This is a genomic window from Herbidospora yilanensis, from assembly GCF_001570565.1.
GTDB classification, from domain to species: Bacteria; Actinomycetota; Actinomycetes; order Streptosporangiales; family Streptosporangiaceae; genus Herbidospora; species Herbidospora yilanensis.
Genome location: NZ_BBXE01000021.1, coordinates 1 through 24,448, shown reverse-complemented (window position 1 = coordinate 24,448; position 24,448 = coordinate 1). Strand labels below are relative to the sequence as shown.

The following is a 24,448-nucleotide window of genomic DNA, read 5'->3' as shown; positions in this document are numbered from 1 at the left end:
GGCGGTCCCGCTGGTGGGGGTGAGGCGGCCATAAGGCTCCATGATTCCTTGAGGTCGGGCAAGCCTATCGGTGTCTGTTTGAACGGTACAAACATCAATTCTGGCCGGTTGATAACGTCTTCGGCATGGAGCCTCTTGACGCCCTGCGCCAAATCGCGTTCCTGCTGGAACGGGCCGGTGAACCCACCTACCGGGTCCGCGCCTTCCGGGGCGCCGCCAAGGTCGTCGAGGAGCTGCCGCGTGCGGAACTGGAGGAGCGCGCCCTCGCCGGGACGCTGACCGAGCTGCCCGGCGTCGGCAAGGTGACCGCGCTGGCGGTCACCGAGGCGCTGGCCGGTCAGACGCCCACCTACCTGCGCCGCCTGGAGGCGACGTCCGGGACCGACCTGCCGGAGGCCGCCGCCCGGCTACGGGAGGCGTTGCAGGGCGATCTGCACAGCCACACCACGTGGAGCGACGGCGGGTCGCCGATCGAGGAGATGGCCGAGGCGGCGCGGGCCATCGGGCACTCCTACCTGACGATCACCGACCACTCGCCCCGGCTCACGGTGGCGCGCGGCCTGTCGGCCGAGCGGCTGACCGAGCAGATCGAGGTCATCGAGGGGCTGCGGGAGCGGTTCGCGCCCTTCCAGATCCGCACCGGCATCGAGGTCGACATCCTCGCCGACGGGTCGCTCGACCAGGACCCCGCCCTGCTGGCCCGGCTCGACTGCGTGGTCGCCTCGGTGCACTCCTCGCTGAAGATGGACGCCGATGAGATGACCCGCCGGATGGTCGCCGCCGTCGCCGACCCCAACGTCGACGTGCTCGGGCACTGCACCGGCCGGATCGTGAAGGCCGGGGGGAAACGCGGCGGGCTGCGCGCGGAGTCGCGGTTCGACGCGGAGATCGTCTTCGAGGCGTGCCGGCGGTTCGGGGTCGCGGTCGAGATCAACTCCCGGCCCGACCGGCTCGACCCGCCCAAGCGGCTGCTGCGCCTCGCCTACGAGATGGGCTGCCTGTTCGCGATCGACAGCGACGCCCACGCTCCGGGGCAGCTCGACTGGCTCGCGTACGGATGTGAGCGCGCCGCCCTGTGTGGTGTGGAACCGGAACGTGTGGTCAATACGGGTGTATGGCCGCTGAGTTAGGTGCGAAATACCAGGATTTGTCGTTCACGGCACGTAACGTCGGCGTTATGGACCGTCGACGTGCGCTGGTAGAGGAGTTACGGAGCAACGGGCGATTGTCGGCCACCGACCTCGCCGACCGGCTCGGGGTGAGCAGACGGACCGTGATCCGCGACATCGCCAGGCTCCAGGGCGAGGGCGTGCCGATCCGGCTCGACCCGGGCGGTTACACCATCGACGGGGCCGAAGAGGTCAAACGCGCCGTCGACCGGGCGCTGACCGGCCGCCGGGTCCTGCGGATCGACTACCTGAACAGCAAGAGCGAGGTCAGCACCCGCGACGTGGAGCCCAGCATCATGCTGGGCGGGCGCGGCGGTTTCTGGTACCTGGTGGCGTGGTGCCGGTTACGCGAGGACGTCCGGGTGTTCCGGCTCGACCGCATCACCCGGGCCGAGGTGCTCGACGAGCGTTACCCCGAGCCCGACGAGCGGCGGCTCTCGGAGATGACGTCGGCCCTGCCGCTCTGATTGTCTGGAGGGCATCCGACCCGGGGGCCCGAACGATGTCGCTGCTGTCCGAACTGACCTTCGTCCACAACATGCTCCGCCGCGACCTCGCCACGATCCGGCGGATGGCCGAGTCGGCCGCCGCCGGGGGAGACCTGGCCGAGGTCCGCCAGGGGTTGCGCGAGCTCGCCACGCGGGGGCCGTTGTTCCAGCTCAAGGCCAACTGCCTGAGCTACTGCTCGATCGTGCACACCCATCACGGCATCGAGAGTGCCACGTTGTTCCCGCGCATCCGGGTGCTCGCGCCCGAACTGAACGCGGCCGTCGACCGGCTGGAGGCCGACCACGCCGCCGTGTCGGGGCTGCTCGGCGAGGTCGAGGCCGCCGCCCGCGCCGACGACGACCGGGCGCGGCTGGTCAAGGCCCTCGACGCGCTCGCCGACCGGTTCCTGGCACATCTGGCGTACGAGGAGGAGTCGCTCGGAGCCGTGTTGTCGCAGATGACGCACTAGGCTGCCGCGCATGCGGACGGAACGGCTCGAACTCACCGACCAGGACCTGCGCGACTGGGAGGCCACGGTGCTCGACGCCACTCCCGACGGCATCGTGCTGAACCGGTCGGCCTTCTACCCGGGCGGCGGCGGGCAGCCCGCCGACCAGGGCACCCTGTTGTGGCAGGGCGTGGAGACCCGCATCGCCGGGGTGCGCAAGGGCGACGACCTCGTGCTCATCCCCGCCGAGGGCGATCCGCTGCCGGCCGTCGGGACGGTCGTACGGGCCGCGCTGGCCGACGAGCGGCGCAGTGCCCTGATGCGCACCCACTCCGGCCTGCACGTGTTGTGCGGCGTGGTGTTCCGCGACTACGGATCGCTGGTGACCGGCGGCAACATGGACGTCGCCGCCACCCCCGGCGTGGTCGGCACCGCGCGCATGGACTTCAACCTGCCGGAGGTGCCCCCCGGCTTCAAGGAGGCCGTCGAGGCCGCCTGCAACGCCGAGATCGAGGCCGACCGGCGGATCGACGTGCGAGTGCTGCCCAGGGCCGAGGCCTTCGCCATCCCCGACATCATCCGGACCGCCACCAACCTGGTGCCCGACGACGTGGACGAGGTGCGGATCGTCGACATCGTCGGGCTCGACTGCCAGGCCGACGGCGGCACCCATGTCGCCTCCACCAGGCAGATCGGCCGGGTCCGGGTGGCCAAGATCGAGAGCAAGGGCAGGGGGTTCCGGCGCGTCCGGCTGGAGGTCTCCGACTAGATGAGTGACCCCAAGGGCTGGGGCCGGAGGGGCCCGACGTAAGAAAGGCGGCCCAGGGTCAGGGGCGTCCGGGCCACTTGAGGGAGCAGACATTGACGGTGCGGGTCGAGAACTTGGGGATCTGGATGAGCCTGGATCTCGGTGCGATCCGTCCGTTCGCGAGGCGCTTCACCCGGTAGGCGCCGGGCCGGCCCCGGAAGTAGTACGTGCCGTTGTCGTCCCGCGCGCTGGCCGCGACGCCCGGACCCTTGACCGTGACCGACACACCCCCCACGTGGGCACACCTGAAGACCAGCTTGAGGAGTCCGTACGGCGGTGTCGCCGCGGCCGAGGGGGGTGCCAAGCCGACGGTGGCCACGGCGAGGCTCATCGCGAGCGCGCCTGCGAGGGCAGAACGCCGGACAATGCTGAGCATGATGATCCTTTCCTGGAGAACTCGGCCACTCTAGCCTCGTCTCCCACATGCGCAGCGTGGGTATCGATCATGTGGTTGTCCACAGGAGGCTCCGGCATCGATCGCGGCCGGTCGCGGCGGTGACAGGGTGCCGGGATGGACATCAGCGCGGTGCCGCTCGTCTACGACGGGGTCATGTTCCGCTCGACCCTGGAGGCCGACTGGGCGGCCACGCTCGACGCCCTGGGCATCTACTGGCAGTACGAACCGCTCGCCCTCCGGCTGCCGAGCGGCGCCGTCTACGTGCCCGACTTCTACCTGCCGGCGTTGAACGCCTGGGCCGAGGTGAAGGGCCCCCACTGGGAGCGGCTCGCCAAACCCGTGGAGCTGCGGGCCACCCTGGCCGTCGCCGGCGGGGCCGGATGGTGGGAGCAGGTCCACGTCGTCGTGCTCGAAGCGCCGGGGCCGGGCGACGCCGCGAGCTGGCATGTGCCGGTGGGGTCGTGCTGGCTGGTCGAGTGTGGCGAGCGGCAGAACCGGTTCGCCTGGTACGACGGCCGGTGCTGGGCCTGCCAGCGGGAGGAACTCGGCGGATCCCACCACTTCTACCGGCCGGCCCGCGCCCCGGCCCCCGGGCCGACGTGGCGGATGACCCGGGCCGCGCGCCCCGAACCGTTGCGGCGGGCCGCCTGAAGTTTCCGTCTGCCGCCGATCTGCCGGACGTGCAGAGGCGAGGGCGGCGAAGAGGTGTGGGTGACCTGCACACCCTGCGGCGGCGTGGGCCGGCAGCCTCCTCTCTCCTTTCCGTACTAGTTTGGCCCGCATGGGTGGTCGGGAAGAGAACCTCGGAATGGTCGCGGCGCTCGTGCGGGCCTCGTTCCTGATCTCGGCCGTCTACGCCGAATCGGCCCGCGACCACGGCCTGACCCCGCAGCAGGGCCAGTTGTTGTGCGTTCTGATGGGCCGCCCCTACCGCATGAACGACCTGGGCGCGACCCTGCGCCTGGCCAAGTCGAGCCTGACCGAACTCGTCGACCGCACGTCGCAGCGCGGGCTCGTCAGGCGCGAACCCGACCCGTCCGACGGCCGGGCGGTGCTGGTGGCGCTCACCGGCCAGGGCGCCGCCGCCGCGGCGACCTTCCACGCCGAGACGTGCGACCGCGTCGCCAAGGTGTCCGGGGGTCTCGGGGCGGGGGAGCGGGAGATGCTGGCCGACCTGCTCGGGAGGATCGTCAGGGACAACACGGTGGGCACCGTGTTCCTCGACCGGGACGACGACGTTCACCCCTCGGCGTGAGGCCAGGCGGTGACGTCGTTCCTCGCCCAGAGGCGGCCGGAGGCCAGGTCGTACAGGGCGGGCGGGAAATCGGGACGTGCGGCCAGCTCGCGGAACTCCTCGGGCGGCACGCCGAGGAGCCCGGCCGCGCCCGCCGGCCCGACCAGGTCGGCGAGGCGTTCCAGGGCCAGCAGCAGGAGCTCGCTGTTCTCCCAGTCGAGCCGCCCCTCGGCGGCCAGTTCGACGGCGAGGAGGTTCGCGTCGGCGGGATCGTGGCCGAGCGCGCGGGCGACGGCCTTGGCGGCGGCGAGAACCTGGTAGTTGCGGCTGCGCGTCATCCATCCGTAGTACCAGAGGGCGGGCCCGGCGCGGCGCCCTGGAACGTCACCTCGGGATAGCGGGCCGACGGGCCCTTCCACAGCGGCTGGGGGCGTGATCTGAGGTGTTCGTCCAGGAACGCCGCCACGTATGTGCGTGTGATCTCGGCCAGGCGGGCGGCGCTCGGTGCGCCCGGCAGCGGTTTCAGGCCGAGGGCGGGCTGGAGCTGGGGGAGGTCGGTGAACGACTGGTGGTCGGTGCCGGTCACCACGATCCAGCGTTTCCAGCCGGTCAGCAGCTTCCAGTCGCGGTCCCATGAGTTGTCGCGGCCTCCGGGGGCGTGCTCGGGGGTGCCGACGAACAGGAAGGGGCGGGCGAAGCCGCGGGGGAGGCGGGCGTAGGTCGTGCCGTCGAGGTTGACGCCGGCGGCTATCCGCCGGTCGGCGGCCATGGCGGCCAGGGTGCTCGCACCGCCGATCGACTGGCCGGCCATCGCGATCCGGGTGTGGTCGATCAGGGCGGGTTCGCGGGCCAGGAGTTCGTCCAGGACGAAGGAGACGTCCGCCGCGCGGGTGGCGACGACGCCCGTGCCGAAGCCCGGGTCGGTGTCGCTGTCGCAGGCGAGGCACTCGGCCACCTCGCCGTCGGCGAGGGTCGTGGCGTAACTCTCGTAGGCGTGGTCGACGCCGGCCACGACGTAGCCCCGGCTGGCCAGGTCTTCGGCCAGCGACGTCAGGGTGCTGACCGGTTTGGTGAAGCCGGGCGACAGCACCACCAGGGGGAAGCGGCCTTTCGCGGGGGCGTTCGTGGTGGCGTGCACGACCGTTCTGCTCAGGAGGTCGGGCGGGACACCTCCGGCGCCGGAGCCTGTCAGCGTGAGTTCCGACTCGCGGGGGCTCATGTACGCCGCCCGCTCGCCCTCCCCCCGCCCGCTCGGATACCACAGGGTGACCCTGAGTTCCCTGGCCTTCGCGTCGAGGTTCCACGGGTCGGGGCGGGAGGCGTCGGTCAGGTGCAGGACCGTCGTGCCGACCGGGTGCTCCCCGGTGGGGGCGGCCAGCGTGGCGGGTCCGGGCGGGCGCGGAGAGGGGGCGGCCGAGCGGGGTGGGGCGGGGGCGGAGCAGGCGGTCAGGAGGAGCAGGGCCGCGAGGGTTCGTCTCATCATCCGTCCAGCAGGGTCAGGGCCTTGGCGAGCGCGGCGTCGTGCCCGGCCGCCGCGTCTTCGGGGGTCGGCGGGACGAAATGGTCGGGCGCCACCCCGATCCGGTCGACGACCTCCCGGTTCGGGCCGAGATGACGCCGGGTGGGGAAGCTCAGCAGGGTGTTGTCGCGGAGCAGGAACGGCTGCGCCGGGCCGGAGATCAGCCCGGCCGTCCGGGTGCCGACCAGCGAACCGGCCCCGTGGTCCTTGACCGCCGAGCTGAAGTGCTCGCACGCCGAGGCGCAGCCCCGGTCGACGAGCACCACGACGGGCAGGCCGACCAGCGGGACCGTGTCGTCGGTCTGACCGGGCTCGCATCTTTCGTCGACCGTGCACAGGTAGGAGGTGACCTTCCCGTGGACGAACGCGCTCACCAGCCGGGTCGCCTCCGCCGGGCTGCCGCCGCCGTTCCCGCGCAGGTCGAGCACGATCCCGCTGACGCTCCGGCCGGCCCGCGCGCGGGCGATCGCCCGGAACACCCGGTTCGCCGCGTCGGGAGAGAAGCCGCGCACCTGTACGTAGACCACCGCGTCGTCGATCACCCGCGACTGGACGGTCCGGAGCGTGGCCGGGTCACGCGGGTAGAGGCCGGGCGTGAGGGTGACGCTCCAGCGGCGGTCGCCGCGCCGCAGGCGCAGCTCGACCGGCCGGGCGTCGGGATATCCCGGCCGCAGCAGTTCGGGGTCGCCGACGTTCTCGATGACGTCGCCCGGCCGCAGCCCGGCCTTCCGCGCCGCGCCGCCCTCCACGACCGAGACGAACAGCGGATCGTCGCCGGCCACCTGGAAGCCCAGCCCGTAGCCGTCGCCGTCGTAGTAGCCGGGCGGCCGGCCGGGGTCGCGCGCCCAGCGGGCGTGGTCGTCGCCGAGCGCCGCCACGATGGCCTCCAGGGTGACCACGGCCAGGTCCTCCCGGTCGGTGATCTTCCGGTACGCCGTCTCGAACGCCGCCCAGTCGGCCCGCCGGTCGCCGGTCAGCGCCGGCAGCGACAGCGGCGCTTCGGGCATCGCCCGGGTCAGCGCGGCGAACCCGGCGACGAGCAGGTCACGGGGGTCCATGACGGGCGCCCGGTAGTACCGGTCGAGGATGCAGAAGTAGGCCTGCTCGACGACGTCGATCGTGGTGGGGGCCTGCTCGCGGGGCGGGCCCTGGGGCGGCGCGCAGGCGGTGCTCTCGGGGGCGCCCGCCTGGGCGCGGGGCGGTTCGGGGGTCGTGCAGGCGACCACCAGCAGGAGCAGCAGCCCCGCAGCCACGGCTCTGGTCATGACAGCCGTCTCCGGATCAGCCAGAAGGAGAGCCAGGTCAGACCCAGGGTGAGGGCGGCGTAGAGGCCGGTCTCGATCCACTGGAACGACCAGAACCGCCCGATCGGGTGGTAGACCGCCTGCTGCCGGTAGCCCAGTGAGTTGAGCTCGGCCCAGCAGGCGTCCATGCCCGCGCCGGCGCCCTGCGGCGAACAGGGCCCCGACGTCCCCGACACCGCGACCGGCGTGTCCTGGCCGTCGGCCGACACCACCTTCCCGGACGGATCGAGCAGCCTGCTCGACAAGACCCACGCGCCGGCCTGCCCGGGCACGGCCGCCTGCACGGCGATCCGGACCTCGCCGCCGCCCTGCTGGACGGACAGCCCGCCCACGTTGGCGCGGCCGAGCTCGTGCGTCGCCGTGACCGGCGCCATGAAGTGAGGCCGGACCAGCATCGGCATCGCGACCTGCACGGCGACGAAGACGACCAGGGTCAGCGCCATGGCGGGCAGGGTGCGCCGCACCAGCATGCCGACCGTCACCCCGAGGGCGAACGCGAACGCGGCGTACCCCATCGGCGCCACGCCGCGCGCGCCGAAGACGAGCGGGGTCATCTGCGCGAGCTCCGGCACCGCCGAACCGTCGAGGGGCCGCGACCACCAGGTGACCACCAGCCCCGCCACGCAGGCGGTGCCCACCGCGACCAGCCCGATCAGCCCCAGCTTGACGGCCAGCCAGCGCACCCGGCTGACGCCCTGGCTCCACACCAGCAGATGGGTGCCCGCCTCCAGCTCCCGGGTGATCAGCGGCGCCCCCCAGACGAGCCCGATGAACGCCGGCAGCGCCAGCAGCACGAAGCCGACCAGGACGAACAGCAGGTGGTATTCGTCGAAGAAGCGGTCGAAGAAACGGTCACACGTGCCGTCGGCCACACACGCCGTGACGCCCCGCGCGTAGCGGTCGGCCAGACCGGGCCCGGTCAGCGCCAGGACCGCGGCGCAGACGGCGACCAGCGCCGCCGTCATCGCGGCCGAGCCGCGGAACTGCCGCCAGGTCAGCCAGATCACCGCAGCACCTCCAGCCCGGCCCGGCGGCCGGCGACGGGACGCCGTTCCATGTAGGCGAGGACGAGATCCTCCAGCGTGAGCGGGGTGACGACCCAGGCCGGGTCGAGAATCGGCTCCTCGGTACGGACGACGTAGGTGCTCTGCCGGTCGGTGTGCCGGGCGGAGACGACGTACTGATCGGAGGGCAGCCGGTCCGGGTCGCGGCGCGGCCCGGTCAGGCGGTGGTGGGTGCCGAGCAGCACGTCGACCTCTCCCGCCACCAGGACGCGGGAGTCGACCAGCACGATGACGAAGTCGCAGACACGTTCCAGGTCGGCGATGAGATGGGACGAGAGGACGACGCCGAACTCGTCGGCCGCCGTCGCCTCCATGAGGGCCTGGAGGAACTCGCGGCGGGCCAGCGGGTCGAGCGAGGCCACCGGCTCGTCGAGGATCAGCAGCTCCGGCCGTTTGGCCAGGCCCAGCGTGAGGGCCAGTTGAGCCCGCTCGCCGCCCGACAACCTGCGGGCCTTCTGCCCGGGGTCCAGGCCTAATCGGGCGATGCGGTCCTCGGCCAGCCGGGCGTCCCAGGTCGTGTTGAGCCGGGCGCCGAGCGTGAGATGGTCTCCGACGGTGAGGCCGGCGTAGACGGGGGTGTCCTGGGCGACGAACCCGACCTTGGGGAGGGTGGTCCCGGGCTTCTCGCCCAGGATCCGCAACTCGCCCTCCGACGGGGTGAGCTGGCCGCCGGCCAGCTTCAGGAGCGTCGTCTTGCCCGCTCCGTTGGGGCCGACCAGGCCGGTGACGTGGCCTTTGGGGATCTCCAGCGTGCAGTCGCGGAGGGCCCAGCGTCTGCCGTACCTCTTGCCCAGTTCCCGGGCCTGCAGGACGGGGGTCATGCGATGTCCTCCTGTGCCGCGGCACGGAACGTGGTCATGAAGAGGGCCTCGATCGACTCGTCGTCGAGCCCCGCCTTGCGCGCCTTGGTGAGCCAGCGCCGCAGGTCCTGGCGGAGCGGCGCCTGCGCGGCCCGGCTGGAGGCGTCGGTGAGGGTTCTGGTGATGAACGTGCCGACCCCCGGACGGGCCGCCGCGAGGCCCTCGTGTTCGAGCTCGCGGTAGGCCTTGAGGACGGTGTTGGGGTTGATCGCGAGCTGGGCGACGACCTCTTTGACGGTGGGGAGCTGGTCTCCCTCGCGGAGAAGGCCGAGGCGCATGGCCTGACGGACCTGGTGGACGAGCTGCAGGTAGGACGAGACGCCGGACCTGCCGTCCAGGTGGAACTCGATCACTGAGCGCTCCATTTATCTAGTCTCCTAGTACTTTAGGAGCCTAGTTGTTAAGAGCGCATAAGGACCGGTTTCGGCAAAGCCGCCGGCGCGCCGGCCGCGCGTACATGAACTCGAGCCATGAGCGCCCAGCCACAGGAGTCGTCCCCTCTCCCGGAGAAGAACCTGCGCGCCATCCGTCATGCTCTGGTCGTGCCGCAGGATCGGGACGGTTTCGACGTCGGGCTCGACCATGTCCTCACCGAAGTGCGGGCGAGCCTGGATCTCGGGCGGCTGAACGAGTTCATCCACACGTGGTGGCTGATCGCCTGCGATTCGGTCAGAGATCCGGTGGGCCGCCGGGAGATGTACGAGCGAGCGGCCCGGGTCCAGGAGTTGACGGCGGCGGGGCAAGCCCCGCCCCGCGGGAGCAAGACGTGGCGCGAGTTGCTCGCCGAGCGAGGGGCCGGCCAGTACGTGATCGGCGAGCCGGGCCCGACGGCTCAGACGCAGATCGCCGCACTACCGCAGTAAGCCTTGCATCGCTTGGCGAGCGTATTGGAGCTTGAAGAGCTGTCGATTCGGAAGTTGTCTGCACGGCCGCACGTCGGATGAGGACAGGCCTCGAACACTGGCCTGGGCCACGCCTACGACATCAGCCGAGCCTCCCATCAGCATGTTCACTCATTACGCGCAACTTCGTGTCGCACATCTCCGGGGTTATTTCTCACTGAGACCGCCCGACCGCACGGCCGGATATTCAGCCGGCATCGTCCGGTTCCTCTCCCATCTCGACTGCCCGGCTGTGCAGCTTCGCTCCGTCGGGGTTGAACATGCACAGCACTTCGAGGACCTCGGGCCCGGGGTTGCCGAAGCCGTGCGGCACGCGCGTGTCGAACTCGACGGCGTCGCCGGCGTCGACGATCAACTCGTCTTCGCCGATGAGGAGCCGCATCCGTCCGGCGATCACGTAGATCCAGTCCCATCCCGGGTGGACCCATTGCCTGATCGGCTTCCCCGGCGCTGGCGGATGCACCTGCTTGAAGGCCTCCCACGCCCCGGAGCCGCTGGACAGCGGCATCGTGACGACCCCGTCCCGGACTCGCGGACGCGGGTGGATCCGGGGATCTCCGAGGGCAGGTGCGCCGACGAGGTCGTCAAGCGGCAGCCGGTAGAGTCTCGCTAACGGCATCAGCAGCTCAAGCTGGGGGCGCCTGTTCCCCGACTCAAGCCGGGAGAGTGTGCTGGCCGAGATGCCCGTGGCATCCGACACCGACCTGATGGTCATGCGCCGCGACTCCCGGATCGCACGCAACCGGGGACCGACCGCGGACAGCTCGTCCCCCATGCTCGATCTCTTGCCCTTCCGTCTCACGATGTTGCTAGAACAGCATGCCTTTCCAGGCGGACAGGATCAACGTTCTCTGGGCCATCCGGAGAAGGCCGGTCAACTGCGGCGCACTGTTGCCGTTTCAGCACGCCTTGTTGCCACAGGACGCCCAGTACGTCCACTATGCACACATGAGGCGTAACGGAGCTGCGCGACCTGTCGGATACGGGTCGCGGCCTTCGTGGCTTAACTGAGCGGCGGTCGACCAGACCACCCGGATGTGGAGTACCGACATGACTACCACCAGGACCGGCGAACGGGAGAGCATCTAATGGCCACCCTGACGGTCGACTTCTTCAGCAGCCTCGACGGCAACGGCTCGGCGCGCGGCTGGCCCGGGTACTGGGGCAAGGAGGGCCCCGATCTCCGGGACTACCTGGTGCGGAAGTACGCGCAGGACCAGGTGCTGGTCTACGGAGCAACGACATTCCGCGAGTTCCGTAAGTTCGTCGCTGAGTACGACGAGCCTTACTACGACAGCCTCACGGCACTACCGAAGATCGTGTTCTCGAGCACGCTGAGCGAGCCGCTCGGATGGTCGAACTCGACCGTCATCTCGGACGATGCCGTGACCGCGATGGAGCGGCTCAAGCGCGAGACCGACGTGCCTATGCGATCCCACGGCAGCATCTCTCTCAATCGCTCCCTGCTTGCGGCGGGGCTCGTGGATTTCCTCGAGGTGATGGTCTTCCCCGCGATCACCGGAAAGGCCGGCTACGCGTCCCTGTTCCACGACGGCCCGGATTTCGACCTCGAGCTCGTCGAGTCGACCGTGCTCGACGGCCGCACGCAGAAGCTCGTGTACATTCCGCACCTGCACACGGGCATACCGGAGGGCGTCGGGCCGCAGCGACGCGAAGCGTAGGCTGGCAGCGTCGGCCCGGACCTGATCACGATCTCACTCGAAGGCCTTCCCCGCGCGGGGAAGGCCTTCATTCTTCCGAGGTGGCGATCCGGATCAGGCCATGTTCGAACCCGAGCTGGAGAGCGACCAGCTCCATCACTCCCGGAATGACCGGGACCCTCACCACGGCCCCGGTGGTCGCGCCCGGCCGGGCGATATCGGCCGCGATGCCGATCAGAGAACGCCACCACATCCCCCACCGCCCGAACAAATCTCCGCTGCTCATGGCCAGCAGGATGCGCGCTTCCCCGACGAAGGCACAACCAGCGGGTGCCGATCGTGACGGCGCCGCAGAAGACGGATTCAAAAACGCTCGTTATAGCTGCCGCGTTGCTGCGACGCTGGGATACGGCGCCGCCGTTTCCGGCGTCCTCGGTCTGGAGCGACCCGACGGTCTGGCCGCCACGTTCTTGATCACGGCACTGGCCGGGGCGCGCCGCCCCTCCCGTCTTCAGCGCCCCCAGCGCGGCTGCGCTGGCCCATGACGAGTCCCGCGCCCACCGGGACGACCAGGGCCGTACACGAGCTACTGCGCGGACTGCCTGCGTACGATCTCGGCGATCCAGATGGGTGCGAACGGCGACGTGCAGCCCGGAGGCGTCGGGTAGTCCTTCAGCACCTCAAGGCGCTCACCGATGTCGACGGCGCGGGTGCGGAGTCCGGGGTGGTCGATGCCGATCTGGGCCAGGCAGTGGTTCATCGCCCACTGCAGGCGGCCGGGGGCGTGCTTCATCTCGGCCTCGATGGTGTCGAGCAGGCCGGGCAGGTCGAGGACGCCGGGCTTCTTCGTCACGTTCTCGGTGGTGAGCGCCCAGCCGGCGCTCGCGACGACCGGGTCGGGGTCGGCCGTCCAGGACAGGCGCAGTCGCTCCGCGTGGGGGCTCTTCTTCACGACGTAGTTGACGAGCCAGTCGTGGACCTTGGGGGCGCGGGCCTCGCGCAGCATGGTGTCGAGTTCGGGCGCGCCGAACGCCTTCGGGCGGCAGATCAGCAGCGCCAGCAGCCGCGCGGCGGTGTCGCCGGTCTCCCACAGGCGGCAGGCGAGGTCGTGCCGCGTCTTCAGCCGCTTCGCGAGCGCACGCAGTTTGCCGAGGTTGACGCCGTGGTCGTCGCCGTGCCGCTCGTTCACCGCTCGCGTCTTCGGATCTTCGAGTTCGGCCAGTTCGGCCAGCACCTCGGCCACCATCGCGGCCTCATCCTGTACGTCGGTCACCGCACAGAATAACCGGAGGCCGCCGACGGCGCGGACGTCCGCGCCGCCGACGAGTTCGACCGTGGTCAGGCCGCGCGTCAGCGCAGGTAGTCCTGCCACGGGCCGGTGATGGCGAGGGTGATGCCGGGGGTCTGGATGTTCACGAACAGGACCTTGCCGTCAGGGGAGAAGGTCGGGCCGGTGAACTCCGAGTAGGTCGGCGCGCCGTTGCTGGTGCCGATCTGGAGCTGGTTGCGGGCGATCGCGTAGGTGGGTCCGCCCGGGATCGAGCTGAGGACGTGGGAGGCGCGGGCGCCGTCCTCGGCCAGGACCAGCGTGCCCCACGGGGTGACGGTCACGTTGTCGGGGCCGTCGAAGGTCATGTCGGCGTACTTGGGGTTCACGCCCTCGCCCTCGGAGAAGGGGTTGTGCGGGAAGTACGTGACCAGCGTGATCGTCTCGTCCTTGTAGTCGTAGAACCAGACCATGCCGTCGTGCTTGGCCGCGTCCGGGGGCAGGTCGGCGGTGGCGTAGGCGTAGCTGTTGACGATGTAGCAGCCGTCGCCGTTGCTCCAGACGCCCTCGAACTTCTTGCCCCGGGTGACGGTGCCGTCGGCGAACTGGAGGCGGGTGGGCGTGGTCTTGGCGTCACGGTCGGGGACCGGCGTCCACGTCACGTTGAACGGACGGCCGAGCTGCGCCGAGGTGATGTAGGCGACGTCGGGGACGATGCTGCCGTCGTCCAGGCGGATCTGCATCGCCTCAAGGGTGCCCTCGGTGTCGCCGAGCTGGTCGGCGATGCCCTTCTCCAGGCGGCCCTGGCTGGCCGTCCACCGGTAGAAGAGGCCGTTGGGCCCGCTGGCGTCCTCGGAGAGGTATACGCGGCGCTGCTTCGGCTCGACGGCGAGGGCCTCGTGGTCGAAGCGGCCGAACGCCTTGATCGGCTTGGGGAGCTGCGCGCCGGAGGGGTCCGGGTAGACCTCGAAGACGTAACCGTGGTCCTTCTGGTAGGTGCCGGTCTGCCCGCCGCCCGACCAGGTGCTGCCCGCGCGGTTCGACGACTCCTCGCAGGTCAGCCAGGTGCCCCACGGGGTGACGCCGCCGGCGCAGTTGCGGACCGTGCCGGAGATGCCGACCCACTGCCCGGTCAGGTTGCCGTTGGGGTCGGTGGTGACGACGGTGCAGCCGCCCGCGTTCGGCGCGCCCGGGTCGTAGACGGTGCCGGGGATGTGCGGGACGCCGTGCGGGACCGCGTGCGGCGCCGACTCGTGGTTCAGGATGAACGTCAGGCCGGAGTGCTTCATGCCCACGACACCGGTGCCGTCGTGCATGCCGGGCGTCTTGCCCTGGCCGAACGACATGTCGGTCTGCCCCTCACGGGTGACGATCTTGTAAGAGAAGCCCTCGGGCAGCGCGAGGATGCCGTTGGGGTCGTCCTTCAGCGGCGGGAACGGACGCAGCGGCCGCCCGGCGGTCCCCGTGCTGGACGCGGCCGAGGCCGGGGTCGCGCCAAGGGTCGGCAGCACGCCCCCGACGGCGAGGCCGACGGCGGTGGCGGCGCTTCCGGAAAAGATCTGGCGGCGAGAAATGCTCATTGGTAACTCCTGCGGTACGGCCAGGCGGTGTGTCCCCGACCGGAAGAGCTTTGGAGCCTCACCTGAACCCCAGGCCAACATGACGTTGCCGCAGGATGCATCTCTCATGGTCGTCTCTGTACGACCGCGACCCCCGCCCACCGGCGGCCGCCGTGAAAACCCACTGAAAACGATCAGGGGCGGCGATCCGCCTGACCAGGCCGACATGATCGGACCGCCGCCGCCGGCTTGACACGGCCCGCCCGCCAGGTGATCGTCAGGGCCCGGCCTCCCGGGTGCCGCTCGCGAACCGCCCGTTCACGGCAGGGACGTGCACGCACGCAGGACGGAGAGTGACGACATGACGGACACCACGGGCGACTCCCCAGACGGCGCTCGCCCGCCCCGGGTGACACGGCTCTCCGACCACGCGGCCGCGGCTTCGGTGGCGGACCGCCGCAGGCAGGGCAGCGTGGTCCCGGCCGACCCGGCACGCGGGCGGGGCCGGTTCGCACGCCTCGTCCGTGCCGTGACGGCCGCCGCGCTCGCACCGGTCGCCGCCGCGGCGCTGGCCGCCCCCGCGGTGGCCACACCCGGTGCCGCCACCGGTGACAAGGGGCTGCGGTGGGAGGCGTGCGCCGGGGTGAGCACGCCGGACCTGCGATGCGCACGGGTCACCGTCCCCCTCGACCACCGCCGCCCGCGCGGCCGCACCATCTCCGTCGTCGTCTCCCGGCTGCCCGCCACCGACCCGGCGCGGCGCCGGGGCGTTCTGCTCACGACCGGCGGCGGACCCGGCGGGCCGGGCGTCCCGCTGCCGGTGAGCCTCGCCCCGGCGCTGTCCGCCGAGGTCCGCGCCCGGTATGACCTGATCGGGTTCGACATGAGATTCGTCGAGCGCAGCACGCCCATCGGCTGCGGGCAGCCCGAGGAGGAGCCCGGCGGGTTCTGGGTACGCCCCGCGACCCCCGGACGCTTCCCCGCCGAAGCCGCCGAGGCCCGGCGGTACGCAGAGGACTGCGTACGGGCCTCCGGCTGGGCCCTGCCGCACGCCACCACCGCGAATGCCGCCCGCGACATGGACCTCATCCGCGCGGCCCTCGGCGAGGAGAAGATCTCCTACCTGGGAGGCTCGTACGCGGGACTGCTCGGCACCGTCTACGGCACGCTGTTCCCGCACCGCGTGGACCGGTTCGTACTCGACAGCCCGGTGAACGCCGACACCATCTGGCGGCCCTACGAGATCGGCCGCACCCCCGCGTTCGAAGAGGGAACGGTGGCCCTCGCCGCCTGGGCCGCCGTCCGGCACGCCGAATACGGTCTGGGGGAGACCACCGCACAGGTGCACGCCACGCTCACCGGGATCCTCGACCGGGCCGCCCGAGCGCCCATCGTCATCGGCGGTCACGCCTGGACCGCCGGCGAGCTGGGTGCCCTGCTGGTGGCCGGGATCTACGACGAGCGCGCCTTCGGCGTCGTCGCCGCGGCCTTCGCGGCCGTCGCGGCCGGACGGGAGCCGTTCCTGCCCTTCCCCATCGGCCCTCCGCGGCCCGAGGGCGTGCCCGGCGTGCCCGCCGACCACCACACCGCCACCAACATCGCCTACCGCTGCGCCGACGCCCCCTGGCCGCGCGACCCGCGCGTCTACCTGCGCGACATCGCCTCCCAGCGGGACCGCCACCCGCTGTTCGGCCCGGGCAACGCCAACATCAACCCCTGCGCGTTCTGGCCGCCCGCCAAGGACGAGACGGTGCGGCTCGACGGCAACCGCGCGCCGGCCGCCCTGGTCGTCGCGGCCCTGCGGGACGTGGCGGTGCCGCCGTCTGTGAGCAGGGCGGTGGCCGCGCGCATCCGCGGGTCACGCCTGGTCACGATCGACGCCCACACCCACGCCCCGTTCCCGCACTACGGGAACGCCTGCCTCAACGCCACTGTCACCCGCTACCTCACCACCGGTGAACTCCCGGCCACCGACACCGCCTGCTGACGCGGATGCGGACGATCAGGTGACTACCGCTGCTTGAGGCGAAGCGCCTCTTTGCGGGCCTCCTTCTGGACGGCCCGCTCACGCTCCAGCCACGCCGGGTTCTCCGCCTTCAGCGCATCGATCTCGGCAGTGGTGAGCGGCTCGGTGATCCCGCTTCTGATCAGGCCGGAAATGGAGACCCCGAGCTTGGCGGCCACGACCTGCTTGGGATGCGGGCCGTTGCGCCGAAGCTCGACCAGCCAGGCGGGAGGTGCGGACTGCAGCGTGTTCAGCTCGTCCCTGGAGACGACGCCCTCCTGGAACTCGGCGGGAGTGGCCGACAACAGGACGTCCAGCTTCTTGGCCGCGGTCTCGGGCTTCATCGTCTGGACGTTCTTCGGTTTGGACGAGGTCATGGCGTTGAGAATAGTCAGTCGGAACGGGTCTCCCCGACATCGATACCCTGTGGAAGTGACTGATGGGGAGACCGGCAGGGCGTTCCGGCTGGCGTACGTGCCCGGGGTGACACCCGCGAAATGGGTCAACGTCTGGACCGAGAGGATGCCGGCCGTACCGATCACCCTGCTCGCGGTCCCCGCGGCCGAGGTGGTGGCACTTCTGCGCGACGGCGGCGCCGACGCCGGTTTCGTCCGGCTGCCGGTCGACCGCGACGGGCTCAGCGTGATCCCCCTCTACATGGAGACCACGGTGGTCGTCGTGCCGAAGGACCACACGGTGGCCGCCGCCGACGAGGTGGACGTCGCCGACCTGACCGACGAGGACGTGTTCCATCCTCTGGACGACACCATCGAGTGGACGGCCCGTCCAGGGCTGCCCGCGTTCACCCGCCCGGCCACAACGGGGGAAGCGGTCGAGCTCGTCGCGGCCGGCAGCGGGCTTCTCCTGGTACCGCAGTCGCTGGCCCGCCTCCACCACCGCAGGGACCTCACCTACCGGCCGGTCCGGGACGCGTCGCAGTCCCAGGTCGCGCTGGCCTGGCCAACGGACGCGACCACCGACCTGGTGGAGGATTTCATCGGCGTCGTCCGGGGCCGGACGGTGAACAGCTCACGGGGCCGTGCCGCCGCCCCCGCGGAGAAACCGGCACAGCGGCAGGCGCGGAAACCCGCCCAGAACGGCTCCGCCCGCCGGGCCGTGCCGGCCAGCCGTAAGGGGAAGGGCAAGCGGCCCCGGTGACAAGGTCTTGTCGCTTCCGGGACTCTTCTTAACGGCGTTCCCGATCCGGTTGGGCCGTGGACACGACGACGTGAGGCTTGGTGGGCTCGGCGGCCGGAGGGCTGAGCATGACCCTGAGTCCGGCGACCACCAAAGCCACGAGGGCCAGCAGGCCGATCACGGCTACGGCGAGCAACATGATCTCGAACCAGCGAGTGGACACGTGAGGGAGACGCGGCAGGGGGGCTCCCAGTTGACGGGCGAGCCGCTGCCTGTCGAGCGCGCGGATTCCTGCCACCCGGCCCGCATCGCCCGTGGCACGTCTGGCCGAAGAAGACGTTTTGGCAAGTCGAGGCAGGCCCGTGACGCAACCTGACCCTGGCCTTCATCCCATTCTTCATTAAAAGGGGTACTAAGGGAGGAAGACGGCTATAAGCCGATTTGGCCGTCAAAAAGGTCAAAGGGGGGATTCAAATGGCGGAGACCAATACGCTGTCGTCCCAGGGCCTGCCAGTCTCGCGAGAGCGTGCCCCTGACCACGGCCGCACCACCATCGCGGGGGACGTCGTCGCGAAGATCGCCGGCGTGGCCGCCCGGGAGATCTCCGGGGTGCACGACTTCGGCACCGGCCCGGCCCGCGCGTTCGGCGCGTTCAAGGGCAGACTCGGCGCCGAGGACGGCGTCACCCGCGGCATCGCCGTCGAGGTCGGCGAGCGCCAGGCGGCCGTGGACATCGATCTGGTCGTCGACTACGGCGTGGCCATTCCGGACCTCGCGGCAGCGGTCCGAGACCACGTGATCACGGCCGTCGGGCAGATGTGCGGGCTTGAAGTGACCGAGGTCAACGTCGCGGTGGATGACGTCTACCTGCCGAGCCAGGACGAGTCCTCGGGCGTCAGGGAAGGCGCGCGGGTCCAATGACCAGGCGCAGGGGCCGTACGGCCCCCCGGTTCGATCCGGCGGCTCCGCCGAACCCGGGGGTCACGCGGCCCCGTCCGGACGCAGGGCGGATCGCCGAGGCGGCGGCCTCGTGTCCCGGCGTCGCCGCGCTCACCCGCGGCCCGTTCGGGACGGTCGCCACGTATCTTCCCGGCGGATCCGTGCCGGGGGTGTGCCTGCGCGATGAGGCGATCGAGATTCATGTGGCCGTCCGGTACGGCAGGCCGATACCCGAGATCGTGGCCAAGGTTCGCGAGGCCGTAAGCCCGCTGTCCGGCGACAGGCGTGTGGACGTGATGGTCGAAGACGTCACCAACACCGAAGAAGCCAGGAAGGTAGGTTCATCATGAACCAGTTCCCAGTTTGGTCCATCGTCGGACTCGTGTTCGGCACGATCCTCGGAATCGTGGGCGCCTTCGGCGGCCTCAACGCCTTCCTCATCGTGCTCGTCCTGGGGGTCGTCGGCTTCTTCGTCGGGCTCGCCCTCGAAGGCGGCATCCAGGTGCCCAAGCTTCGGGCAAGGCGGCAGTGACCACCACGGCCGGGCACGGCGCCACCATGGTCTCGGAGCGAGCGTTCGTGAAGATCGCGACAGAGGTGGCCGCCGCCGACGACCGGCTCGCGGAAAAGCCACGAGTGGCGGCGTCCGTCAGCGGAACCGTCGCCGCCGTGCGTCTCGGCATCGCCGTCCGCTACCCGGCGCCCGTGCGTCAGGTCGCGGCGGAGGCGCGCGAGCGGCTCATGAGCCGGGTGTGCGACCTGACCGGCATCGCCGTCGAGAACGTCGACGTCGACGTCCGGCTCGTGTCAGAACCGAGGAGCGGCTATGGCGACTCTCCACACGGGAGCTGAATCCCCAGAACCCCGTCGAATCCAGGGGGAGACCCCTGAACCGGCTTCTTCCCGCGCGTCCGTGCGCGGGAGGGGCTCGGCGCGCTTCCTGCGCCCCAAGCGGAAGGTGCCCGCGGCGATCGCGGCGCTCGTCCTGTTCGCCACCGGGCTGCTGATCGCGGTGGAAACGATCTCGGCGCTGTTCGGCCGCTCAGCACGGATCGTGCCGTACGACCGGGTGGCGGACTGGGCTCGGGCCGCGACCTGGCAGGACAATGCGGTCATGGCGTGGGCCGGGGCCATGGGGATCGTGGGACTGTTGCTCATCCTGATCGGGACGGTCTCCGGGCGACCCCGGCTGGTGGCACTGCGCAGCAGCGACCCCGACATGATCATCAGCACGCCACGGCGCATGCTGGCCCGGGTGCTCGGCACGGTCGCGGCTCAGGTAGACGGTGTGCGCCGGGCCCGGGCACGGGTACGCGGGCGGCGGGTGACCGTACACGCGGGCACCGACCTGCGCGACACGGCCGCACTGCGCGAACGTGTACGGGACGCCGTGGAGGGCGAGCTGGCCAAGCTCGCGCCGGTCGGCCGCTACACGGTCAAGACCAAGGTGAGAGGTGCGTCATGACATCGGGCAGGCCCTTCGGCCGGGGCATCGCGTGGGGCAACCGAACCGGCCTGGTGCTGCTCGGCCTGATCCTTCTGGCGGCGGGCGCCGCCGCCCTGGCGCGCGGCCTGGGAGTCTTCGGCGCGAACGCGGCCCGGGCGCCCCTGCTGCCCGGTTCCGTCTCCACCTTCGCCGGCTCCACCCCCTGGCTCTGGCCGGCCGTCGCGGTCGGGGGCGTCGTGGTGGGCACCATCGGGCTGAGCTGGCTGCTCGCTCAGTTCCGACTCGACCGGCTGCGTCGCATGCGGCTGGAGTCCGGCCCGTCCGGGGTCACCGAGATCGACGGCAGGCAGGCCGGCGAAACCCTGGCCGGTCAGGTGAGCGCCTACGAGGGCGTGCGGCACGCGCGGGCCTCGTTGCGCGGGAAGCCGGACGCGCCCGCCCTCGACCTGCGGGTGACGTCAGGAGATCCGGCGCATCCGGACGCCCTGATCACCCGGTTGCACGACGAGGCGCTGCCCGATCTGCGGAGCGCGCTGGGGCTGGAACGCCTGCCCGTCCTGATACGGCTCCGCTTCGACCCGGGCGGACGGACCCGCGAGGTCCACTGAGACGGCGCGGAGCCGTACGGATGGTCTGTTGACGGCCACTGCGACCGTCTACGGGATCGTCCACTCGCCCTTCTCTCTGGCAAAGACGAGCAGCACGAACACCACGGCGGAGACCATGAGGATGGCGGGCGTCTTACTCCGCTTGGGCGGCGGCGGAGGGGGCGGGTACCCGTATCCCGGCGGCGGGTAGTGCTGCTGCCACTGCTGGGGCTGTGGCTGGTTTGGGTCGAAGGGGCCGGCTGAGTCATCGGCGGCTCCGGAGATCGGGAAGTCGGAACGTTCCTGTGACGGATGGTGCGCTTCGCCGGGTTACCTCGGCCATCCTGGGAGACCAGATTGTTGGGTCGCTGACCTGCGGACATGCCGTATTCCTGCATCCTGTCGGACCTGATCTCCGGCTCGCGAGCGTTCGGTCAAGGCACCTCAGACCTCGGAGAACCTGACCAGTTCAGAAAGGTCGAAGGCGAGGACTCACTGAGCTGTGCAAGGCGGGAGAAACCGAAAGCCCCTCGGGCACCCGTCTGAGGAACCGAGGTCAGCACAGGTGCAGGGCGCCACACGCCGACAAGATCTTCAGCGGCCTTCTAGCCGAGTAGGCGTTGGAGGCGGGTGATTTCGGCGCTTTGTTCGGCGACGACGTCCTGGGCCCAGGTGAGGACGCGGTCGTGGGAGCCGTTGATCAATTGGGTTTCGGCCATGGTGATGGCGCCCTTGTGGTGGGCGATCATCAGGGTGAGGAAGAGGGTGTCGAAGGATTCCCCCTTGGCGTTGCGGAGGTCGGTGAGCTGGGCGGGGGTGGCCATGCCGGGCATCGTGGCGTGGTCGGCGTGGTGGTCGGGTTCGCGCAGACCCTCTTCTTCGAGCCAGGTGGTCATGGCATTGATTTCGGGGCCCTGGGCGTCGTAGATGCGGTCGGCCAGGGACTTCAGGCGGGGGGATTGGGCGCGGTCGGGGGCCAGCGCGGCCATTTCGAGGGCTTGGCGGTGGTGGACGATCATGTCTTGGACGTAGCGGACGTCGGTGGCGTTGATCGTGGGGGAGGGCAGGGGGGCGAAGGTCTGGCCGGGGGTGAGGGTGGCGGCGACCTCGCCCGGTTTGCCGGGGACGATGACCGGGGCGTCGGTGATGACCTTGGGCGGGTCGGTGGGAGACGAGCAGGCAGTCAAGAGCAGGGTGGCCCCCGCGATGCTCAGGAGAGCCTTGACCGCGGTGGTCCCGGCCTGGCGGAGCGGGAGAGCTCTGAGCACATGGGGATCGGCGCCCGGGGCGGGAACGCGGCTCGTGATGACGGCGGGAGCTCTGCGCATTTCGGTCCTTTCGGCTGTGGTCGCGGAGCGATTGTGCCTGGTCATGATGAGGGGAGATGTGCGCACCCGTCCCCCTTTCGGTCCTCCTGAGGAACCTATGGCCTGGGCTTGTGACAGTAAAGGAGACGGATCGTAGGAAATATGTGACATATTGACGACTTGCTTGGGAGCCCGGGTCAAGAAACCATCAGGGGTGTTTGCAACCTTTTACCCGGAGGTTCCCTCAATGTCCCCCCTCCGCAGAGTTGGGCGTTTACTCGCCGTGCTCGGTGCCGCCGGAGCGCTTACGCTCTCCACGACACCGGCTCAGGCCGCTGACATCCTGCCCCCTGGCGCTATCGACATGAGCGATAACGTTCAGCACGTCGCGAACCTGCCGCGACCCGACTCCCTGCTCACCACCATCAACACCGACATTGCCTTCCAGGGCGACTACGCCTACGTCGGAAACTACGGCGGCTTCTCCATCTACGACATCAAGCACCCGAAGAAGCCGAAGCTGGTCAGTTCGGTGCTGTGTCCCGGGTCGCAGATGGACATCTCCGTCTACGGCAACCTGCTGTTCGGTTCCGTTGACTCCTCCCGCAGCGACGACTCCTGCACCAGCGTGAGCCAGTCGGCCGCGAACAAGGCGTCGTGGGAGGGTATCCGGGTCTTCGACATCAGCGACAAGGCCAACCCGCGCTACGTCAAGTCGATCGAGACCAACTGCGGTTCGCACACCCACACGCTCGTCCCCGGCACGGACAAGGCGAGCGTCTACCTGTACGTCTCCTCCTACAGCCCGTCGGCGTCGTTCCCGGACTGCCAGCCGCCCCATGACCTGATCTCGATCGTCAAGGTGCCGCTGAACGACCCGACCGCCGCCTCGGTCGTCGCCACGCCGAATCTGTTCCCGGACGGTGGCAACCCGGGCGAGAGCCTCCCCTACCCCTACCGCACGTCGGCCACCAGCGGCTGCCACGACATCACCGCGTACCCGGAGAAGGGTGTCGCGGCGGGCGCGTGCATGGGCGAGGGCATCCTGCTGGACATCCGCAACCCGGAGGCCCCCGCCGTTCTCGACGTCGTTCGTGACGACGAGAACTTCGCCTTCTGGCACTCCGCCACGTTCAACAACGAGGGCGACAAGGTCATCTTCACCGACGAGCTGGGCGGCGGCAGCGCCGCCACCTGCAACGAGGCGATCGGACCGAACCGCGGCGCGAACGCCATCTTCGACATCGCGGACGGTCAGATGACCTTCCGCAGCTACTACAAGATCGCCCGCCACCAGGCCGACACCGAGAACTGCGTGGCCCACAACGGCTCGCTGATCCCGGTCAAGGGCCGCGACATCATGGTTCAGGCTTGGTACCAGGGAGGTGTCTCGATCTGGGACTTCACCGACTCCGCCAACCCGCACGAGATCGGCTACTTCGAGCGCGGTCCCGGTGAGAACCTCGGTGACGGTTACTGGTCGGCCTACTACTACAACGGTTACATCTACGGTTCCGAGTTCACCCGGGGCTTCGATGTGCTCAAGATCAACGACCCCCGTACGAACCAGGCCAACAGCGTGAAGATGGACGACTTCAACGTGCAGACGCAGCCGTCCTACAAGGACAAGAAGCACTAGTCAGCCCTGATTCGCGGCCCTCGCCTCGTTGGGCGAGGGCCGCATTCGCGTCCGCTGGTCGTCTCGGCGAAGTGGCCTTCGGCCGGGTGCCGAGCCGAATCCGGCGGGGGTACGAGCAGCTCGCCATCTACGTCCGGCAGTCCGTCCGGGATAAGGAGACACCAAGACCGCGCCTGTGCGTGGAGGCCCTCAAGGCTCTCCACGAGGAACAGGCCGGCCATCCGGCGCCTCGGATCTCGTTCCGCACGAAGACGGGAAACGCCCTCACAGCGCACAACGTGAGGCGCGACTTCCGCAGGGTCATCAGTCTCCCGGAACGCGACTGGTCGCCGCGCGAGATGGCACAGCTTCGTCTCGCCGCTCTCCGACTTGGGAGTCCCGATCAAGGACATCCCCCGCCTGGGGCACGCCAGCGTCCGTCGACCGCGTCGATCCTTGGCGGTCCTGCCTGAGGCCTTCCGCGCCGTCCCGAGTGAGGACGCCCGGGAGCGCGCTGCCCTCGCTCGCATCAGGACCGAGATCGCCGACATGGACGAGTCCGGCCACCACGGCAACAACGCAATGCGCTGGACCCCTGACTGCCCGGTCCTCCTCTGGCTGATTCCACGGGAGGGAACGAAGACCATCGACGTCAACGCCGAACTCGCCGCCCGCCGCACCGCATCGTGGGACCGCGCCGAATACCGGGGCAAGGACGGCCTCGACT

Annotated in this window: 31 protein-coding genes; 17 read left to right on the top strand and 14 right to left on the bottom strand. The window is 70.2% G+C overall.

Translation table 11 applies throughout. The features are described from left to right. Positions 1-125: 125 nt before the first annotated feature. From AW273_RS15320 to AW273_RS15305, 4 genes are read left to right on the top strand one after another with little or no spacing between them, the layout of a single operon-like run. Complete coding sequence (locus AW273_RS15320; RefSeq protein WP_062348995.1) at positions 126-1,130, top strand: PHP domain-containing protein; 1,005 nt, start codon at positions 126-128, stop codon at positions 1,128-1,130. A gap of 47 nt (positions 1,131-1,177) precedes the next feature. After that, a complete protein-coding gene (locus AW273_RS15315) occupies positions 1,178-1,636 on the top strand; it encodes a helix-turn-helix transcriptional regulator (protein ID WP_083949783.1) in 459 nt (152 codons plus the stop codon). A gap of 35 nt (positions 1,637-1,671) precedes the next feature. Then, on the top strand, positions 1,672-2,127 hold the full coding sequence (locus tag AW273_RS15310) for a hemerythrin domain-containing protein (protein ID WP_062348993.1): 456 nt from the start codon (positions 1,672-1,674) through the stop codon (positions 2,125-2,127). Positions 2,128-2,137: 10 nt separating this feature from the next. Continuing rightward, positions 2,138-2,875 carry an alanyl-tRNA editing protein gene (locus AW273_RS15305; protein WP_062348992.1) on the top strand — a complete coding sequence of 246 codons (738 nt, stop codon included), beginning with the start codon at positions 2,138-2,140 and terminating at the stop codon, positions 2,873-2,875. Positions 2,876-2,933: 58 nt separating this feature from the next. On the opposite strand, the gene AW273_RS15300 is transcribed toward AW273_RS15305, so the two are convergent. Next, the gene (locus AW273_RS15300) at positions 2,934-3,290 is read right to left on the bottom strand and encodes a hypothetical protein (protein WP_157555827.1); all 357 of its coding nucleotides are present in this window, start codon (positions 3,288-3,290) and stop codon (positions 2,934-2,936) included. A 135-nt stretch (positions 3,291-3,425) separates the two neighbouring features. Between AW273_RS15300 and AW273_RS15295 the strand changes: the two genes are divergently transcribed. Beyond that, positions 3,426-3,962, top strand: coding sequence for a PDDEXK family nuclease (locus AW273_RS15295; RefSeq protein WP_062348990.1), 537 nt, complete (start codon positions 3,426-3,428; stop codon positions 3,960-3,962). 130 nt (positions 3,963-4,092) lie between these two features. Next, entirely contained in the window at positions 4,093-4,566 is a 474-nt protein-coding gene (locus tag AW273_RS15290; protein WP_062348989.1) for a MarR family winged helix-turn-helix transcriptional regulator, read from the top strand. On the opposite strand, the gene AW273_RS15285 is transcribed toward AW273_RS15290, so the two are convergent. From AW273_RS15285 to AW273_RS15260, 6 genes are read right to left on the bottom strand one after another with little or no spacing between them, the layout of a single operon-like run. Beyond that, positions 4,551-4,883, bottom strand: coding sequence for a hypothetical protein (locus AW273_RS15285; RefSeq protein ID WP_062348988.1), 333 nt, complete (start codon positions 4,881-4,883; stop codon positions 4,551-4,553). The two genes, AW273_RS15290 and AW273_RS15285, sit on opposite strands and share 16 nt — an antisense overlap. Beyond that, the gene (locus AW273_RS15280; protein WP_062348987.1) at positions 4,880-6,025 is read right to left on the bottom strand and encodes an alpha/beta hydrolase family protein; all 1,146 of its coding nucleotides are present in this window, start codon (positions 6,023-6,025) and stop codon (positions 4,880-4,882) included. Before AW273_RS15280 ends, AW273_RS15285 begins: the two co-directional genes overlap by 4 nt. Next, positions 6,025-7,329 (bottom strand): S41 family peptidase, encoded by a 1,305-nt coding sequence (locus AW273_RS15275; protein ID WP_062348986.1) that lies wholly within the window; start codon positions 7,327-7,329, stop codon positions 6,025-6,027. Before AW273_RS15275 ends, AW273_RS15280 begins: the two co-directional genes overlap by 1 nt. Next, the gene (locus tag AW273_RS15270) at positions 7,326-8,375 is read right to left on the bottom strand and encodes an ABC-2 membrane transporter-related protein (protein WP_062348985.1); all 1,050 of its coding nucleotides are present in this window, start codon (positions 8,373-8,375) and stop codon (positions 7,326-7,328) included. Before AW273_RS15270 ends, AW273_RS15275 begins: the two co-directional genes overlap by 4 nt. Next, positions 8,372-9,253, bottom strand: coding sequence for an ABC transporter ATP-binding protein (locus AW273_RS15265; RefSeq protein ID WP_062348984.1), 882 nt, complete (start codon positions 9,251-9,253; stop codon positions 8,372-8,374). The genes AW273_RS15270 and AW273_RS15265 overlap by 4 nt, the downstream gene beginning before the upstream one ends. Continuing rightward, the gene (locus AW273_RS15260) at positions 9,250-9,657 is read right to left on the bottom strand and encodes a GntR family transcriptional regulator (protein WP_198168159.1); all 408 of its coding nucleotides are present in this window, start codon (positions 9,655-9,657) and stop codon (positions 9,250-9,252) included. The genes AW273_RS15265 and AW273_RS15260 overlap by 4 nt, the downstream gene beginning before the upstream one ends. 105 nt (positions 9,658-9,762) lie before the next feature. Here AW273_RS15260 and AW273_RS15255 point away from each other — a divergent pair, with 105 nt between their 5' ends. Then, entirely contained in the window at positions 9,763-10,155 is a 393-nt protein-coding gene (locus AW273_RS15255) for a DUF6247 family protein (protein WP_063909970.1), read from the top strand. A 226-nt stretch (positions 10,156-10,381) separates the two neighbouring features. Here the strand turns inward: AW273_RS15255 and AW273_RS15250 are convergent, their stop codons facing one another. Beyond that, the gene (locus AW273_RS15250) at positions 10,382-10,969 is read right to left on the bottom strand and encodes a helix-turn-helix domain-containing protein (protein WP_062348983.1); all 588 of its coding nucleotides are present in this window, start codon (positions 10,967-10,969) and stop codon (positions 10,382-10,384) included. 313 nt (positions 10,970-11,282) lie between these two features. Here AW273_RS15250 and AW273_RS15245 point away from each other — a divergent pair, with 313 nt between their 5' ends. Further along, entirely contained in the window at positions 11,283-11,876 is a 594-nt protein-coding gene (locus AW273_RS15245) for a dihydrofolate reductase family protein (RefSeq protein ID WP_062348982.1), read from the top strand. A gap of 67 nt (positions 11,877-11,943) precedes the next feature. Here AW273_RS15245 and AW273_RS37215 read toward each other — a convergent pair whose 3' ends face one another. The 3 genes from AW273_RS37215 to AW273_RS15235 form a co-directional block, all read right to left on the bottom strand. After that, positions 11,944-12,141 carry a hypothetical protein gene (locus AW273_RS37215; RefSeq protein ID WP_157555826.1) on the bottom strand — a complete coding sequence of 66 codons (198 nt, stop codon included), beginning with the start codon at positions 12,139-12,141 and terminating at the stop codon, positions 11,944-11,946. A 300-nt stretch (positions 12,142-12,441) separates the two neighbouring features. After that, complete coding sequence (locus tag AW273_RS15240; protein ID WP_062348981.1) at positions 12,442-13,101, bottom strand: DNA alkylation repair protein; 660 nt, start codon at positions 13,099-13,101, stop codon at positions 12,442-12,444. Positions 13,102-13,205: 104 nt separating this feature from the next. Beyond that, on the bottom strand, positions 13,206-14,702 hold the full coding sequence (locus AW273_RS15235) for an alkaline phosphatase PhoX (protein ID WP_062348980.1): 1,497 nt from the start codon (positions 14,700-14,702) through the stop codon (positions 13,206-13,208). A 340-nt stretch (positions 14,703-15,042) separates the two neighbouring features. Here AW273_RS15235 and AW273_RS15230 point away from each other — a divergent pair, with 340 nt between their 5' ends. Next, entirely contained in the window at positions 15,043-16,668 is a 1,626-nt protein-coding gene (locus AW273_RS15230; RefSeq protein WP_062348979.1) for an alpha/beta fold hydrolase, read from the top strand. A gap of 23 nt (positions 16,669-16,691) precedes the next feature. Here AW273_RS15230 and AW273_RS15225 read toward each other — a convergent pair whose 3' ends face one another. Beyond that, positions 16,692-17,063, bottom strand: coding sequence for a DUF5997 family protein (locus AW273_RS15225; RefSeq protein ID WP_062348978.1), 372 nt, complete (start codon positions 17,061-17,063; stop codon positions 16,692-16,694). A 55-nt stretch (positions 17,064-17,118) separates the two neighbouring features. Between AW273_RS15225 and AW273_RS15220 the strand changes: the two genes are divergently transcribed. Then, positions 17,119-17,844, top strand: coding sequence for a LysR family substrate-binding domain-containing protein (locus AW273_RS15220; RefSeq protein ID WP_232327434.1), 726 nt, complete (start codon positions 17,119-17,121; stop codon positions 17,842-17,844). A gap of 28 nt (positions 17,845-17,872) precedes the next feature. Here AW273_RS15220 and AW273_RS37210 read toward each other — a convergent pair whose 3' ends face one another. After that, entirely contained in the window at positions 17,873-18,046 is a 174-nt protein-coding gene (locus AW273_RS37210; RefSeq protein ID WP_157555825.1) for a hypothetical protein, read from the bottom strand. Between the two features lie 251 nt (positions 18,047-18,297). Between AW273_RS37210 and AW273_RS15215 the strand changes: the two genes are divergently transcribed. The 5 genes from AW273_RS15215 (at position 18,298) to AW273_RS15190 (ending at position 20,817) form a co-directional block, all read left to right on the top strand. Further along, a complete protein-coding gene (locus AW273_RS15215; RefSeq protein WP_062348977.1) occupies positions 18,298-18,744 on the top strand; it encodes an Asp23/Gls24 family envelope stress response protein in 447 nt (148 codons plus the stop codon). Between the two features lie 400 nt (positions 18,745-19,144). Continuing rightward, a complete protein-coding gene (locus tag AW273_RS15205) occupies positions 19,145-19,294 on the top strand; it encodes a hypothetical protein (RefSeq protein ID WP_439648633.1) in 150 nt (49 codons plus the stop codon). Positions 19,295-19,341: 47 nt separating this feature from the next. Continuing rightward, positions 19,342-19,614, top strand: a complete 273-nt coding sequence (locus AW273_RS15200; RefSeq protein ID WP_157555824.1) for an Asp23/Gls24 family envelope stress response protein — start codon at positions 19,342-19,344, stop codon at positions 19,612-19,614. Between the two features lie 61 nt (positions 19,615-19,675). After that, a complete protein-coding gene (locus AW273_RS15195) occupies positions 19,676-20,227 on the top strand; it encodes a DUF6286 domain-containing protein (protein WP_062348974.1) in 552 nt (183 codons plus the stop codon). Next, positions 20,224-20,817, top strand: coding sequence for a hypothetical protein (locus AW273_RS15190; RefSeq protein ID WP_062348973.1), 594 nt, complete (start codon positions 20,224-20,226; stop codon positions 20,815-20,817). Before AW273_RS15195 ends, AW273_RS15190 begins: the two co-directional genes overlap by 4 nt. Positions 20,818-21,401: 584 nt before the next feature. Here AW273_RS15190 and AW273_RS15185 read toward each other — a convergent pair. Beyond that, positions 21,402-22,124, bottom strand: coding sequence for a DUF305 domain-containing protein (locus tag AW273_RS15185; RefSeq protein WP_083949782.1), 723 nt, complete (start codon positions 22,122-22,124; stop codon positions 21,402-21,404). A 226-nt stretch (positions 22,125-22,350) separates the two neighbouring features. On the opposite strand from AW273_RS15185, the gene AW273_RS15180 reads away from it, so the two are divergent. Next, positions 22,351-23,742, top strand: a complete 1,392-nt coding sequence (locus AW273_RS15180) for an LVIVD repeat-containing protein (protein ID WP_062348971.1) — start codon at positions 22,351-22,353, stop codon at positions 23,740-23,742. Between the two features lie 435 nt (positions 23,743-24,177). After that, positions 24,178-24,448: hypothetical protein (locus AW273_RS15175; protein WP_157555823.1), on the top strand; the 271-nt coding region annotated here is incomplete at its 3' end.

Bases quoted from the DNA above. Each gene is read 5' to 3' on its own strand.
- AW273_RS15320 (WP_062348995.1), top strand. From the start codon at position 126: ATGGAGCCTCTTGACGCCCTGCGCCAAATCGCGTTCCTGCTGGAACGG.
- AW273_RS15280 (WP_062348987.1), bottom strand. From the start codon at position 6,025: ATGAGACGAACCCTCGCGGCCCTGCTCCTCCTGACCGCCTGCTCCGCC.
- AW273_RS15245 (WP_062348982.1), top strand. From the start codon at position 11,283: ATGGCCACCCTGACGGTCGACTTCTTCAGCAGCCTCGACGGCAACGGC.
- AW273_RS37215 (WP_157555826.1), bottom strand. From the start codon at position 12,141: ATGAGCAGCGGAGATTTGTTCGGGCGGTGGGGGATGTGGTGGCGTTCT.
- AW273_RS15260 (WP_198168159.1), bottom strand. From the start codon at position 9,657: ATGGAGCGCTCAGTGATCGAGTTCCACCTGGACGGCAGGTCCGGCGTC.
- AW273_RS15300 (WP_157555827.1), bottom strand. From the start codon at position 3,290: ATGCTCAGCATTGTCCGGCGTTCTGCCCTCGCAGGCGCGCTCGCGATG.
- AW273_RS15225 (WP_062348978.1), bottom strand. From the start codon at position 17,063: ATGACCTCGTCCAAACCGAAGAACGTCCAGACGATGAAGCCCGAGACC.
- AW273_RS15255 (WP_063909970.1), top strand. From the start codon at position 9,763: ATGAGCGCCCAGCCACAGGAGTCGTCCCCTCTCCCGGAGAAGAACCTG.
- AW273_RS15265 (WP_062348984.1), bottom strand. From the start codon at position 9,253: ATGACCCCCGTCCTGCAGGCCCGGGAACTGGGCAAGAGGTACGGCAGA.
- AW273_RS15250 (WP_062348983.1), bottom strand. From the start codon at position 10,969: ATGGGGGACGAGCTGTCCGCGGTCGGTCCCCGGTTGCGTGCGATCCGG.
- AW273_RS15215 (WP_062348977.1), top strand. From the start codon at position 18,298: ATGGCGGAGACCAATACGCTGTCGTCCCAGGGCCTGCCAGTCTCGCGA.
- AW273_RS15285 (WP_062348988.1), bottom strand. From the start codon at position 4,883: ATGACGCGCAGCCGCAACTACCAGGTTCTCGCCGCCGCCAAGGCCGTC.
- AW273_RS15190 (WP_062348973.1), top strand. From the start codon at position 20,224: ATGACATCGGGCAGGCCCTTCGGCCGGGGCATCGCGTGGGGCAACCGA.
- AW273_RS15305 (WP_062348992.1), top strand. From the start codon at position 2,138: ATGCGGACGGAACGGCTCGAACTCACCGACCAGGACCTGCGCGACTGG.
- AW273_RS15180 (WP_062348971.1), top strand. From the start codon at position 22,351: ATGTCCCCCCTCCGCAGAGTTGGGCGTTTACTCGCCGTGCTCGGTGCC.
- AW273_RS15230 (WP_062348979.1), top strand. From the start codon at position 15,043: ATGACGGACACCACGGGCGACTCCCCAGACGGCGCTCGCCCGCCCCGG.
- AW273_RS15240 (WP_062348981.1), bottom strand. From the start codon at position 13,101: ATGGTGGCCGAGGTGCTGGCCGAACTGGCCGAACTCGAAGATCCGAAG.
- AW273_RS15275 (WP_062348986.1), bottom strand. From the start codon at position 7,329: ATGACCAGAGCCGTGGCTGCGGGGCTGCTGCTCCTGCTGGTGGTCGCC.
- AW273_RS15310 (WP_062348993.1), top strand. From the start codon at position 1,672: ATGTCGCTGCTGTCCGAACTGACCTTCGTCCACAACATGCTCCGCCGC.
- AW273_RS15315 (WP_083949783.1), top strand. From the start codon at position 1,178: ATGGACCGTCGACGTGCGCTGGTAGAGGAGTTACGGAGCAACGGGCGA.
- AW273_RS15290 (WP_062348989.1), top strand. From the start codon at position 4,093: ATGGGTGGTCGGGAAGAGAACCTCGGAATGGTCGCGGCGCTCGTGCGG.
- AW273_RS15185 (WP_083949782.1), bottom strand. From the start codon at position 22,124: ATGCGCAGAGCTCCCGCCGTCATCACGAGCCGCGTTCCCGCCCCGGGC.
- AW273_RS15235 (WP_062348980.1), bottom strand. From the start codon at position 14,702: ATGAGCATTTCTCGCCGCCAGATCTTTTCCGGAAGCGCCGCCACCGCC.
- AW273_RS15295 (WP_062348990.1), top strand. From the start codon at position 3,426: ATGGACATCAGCGCGGTGCCGCTCGTCTACGACGGGGTCATGTTCCGC.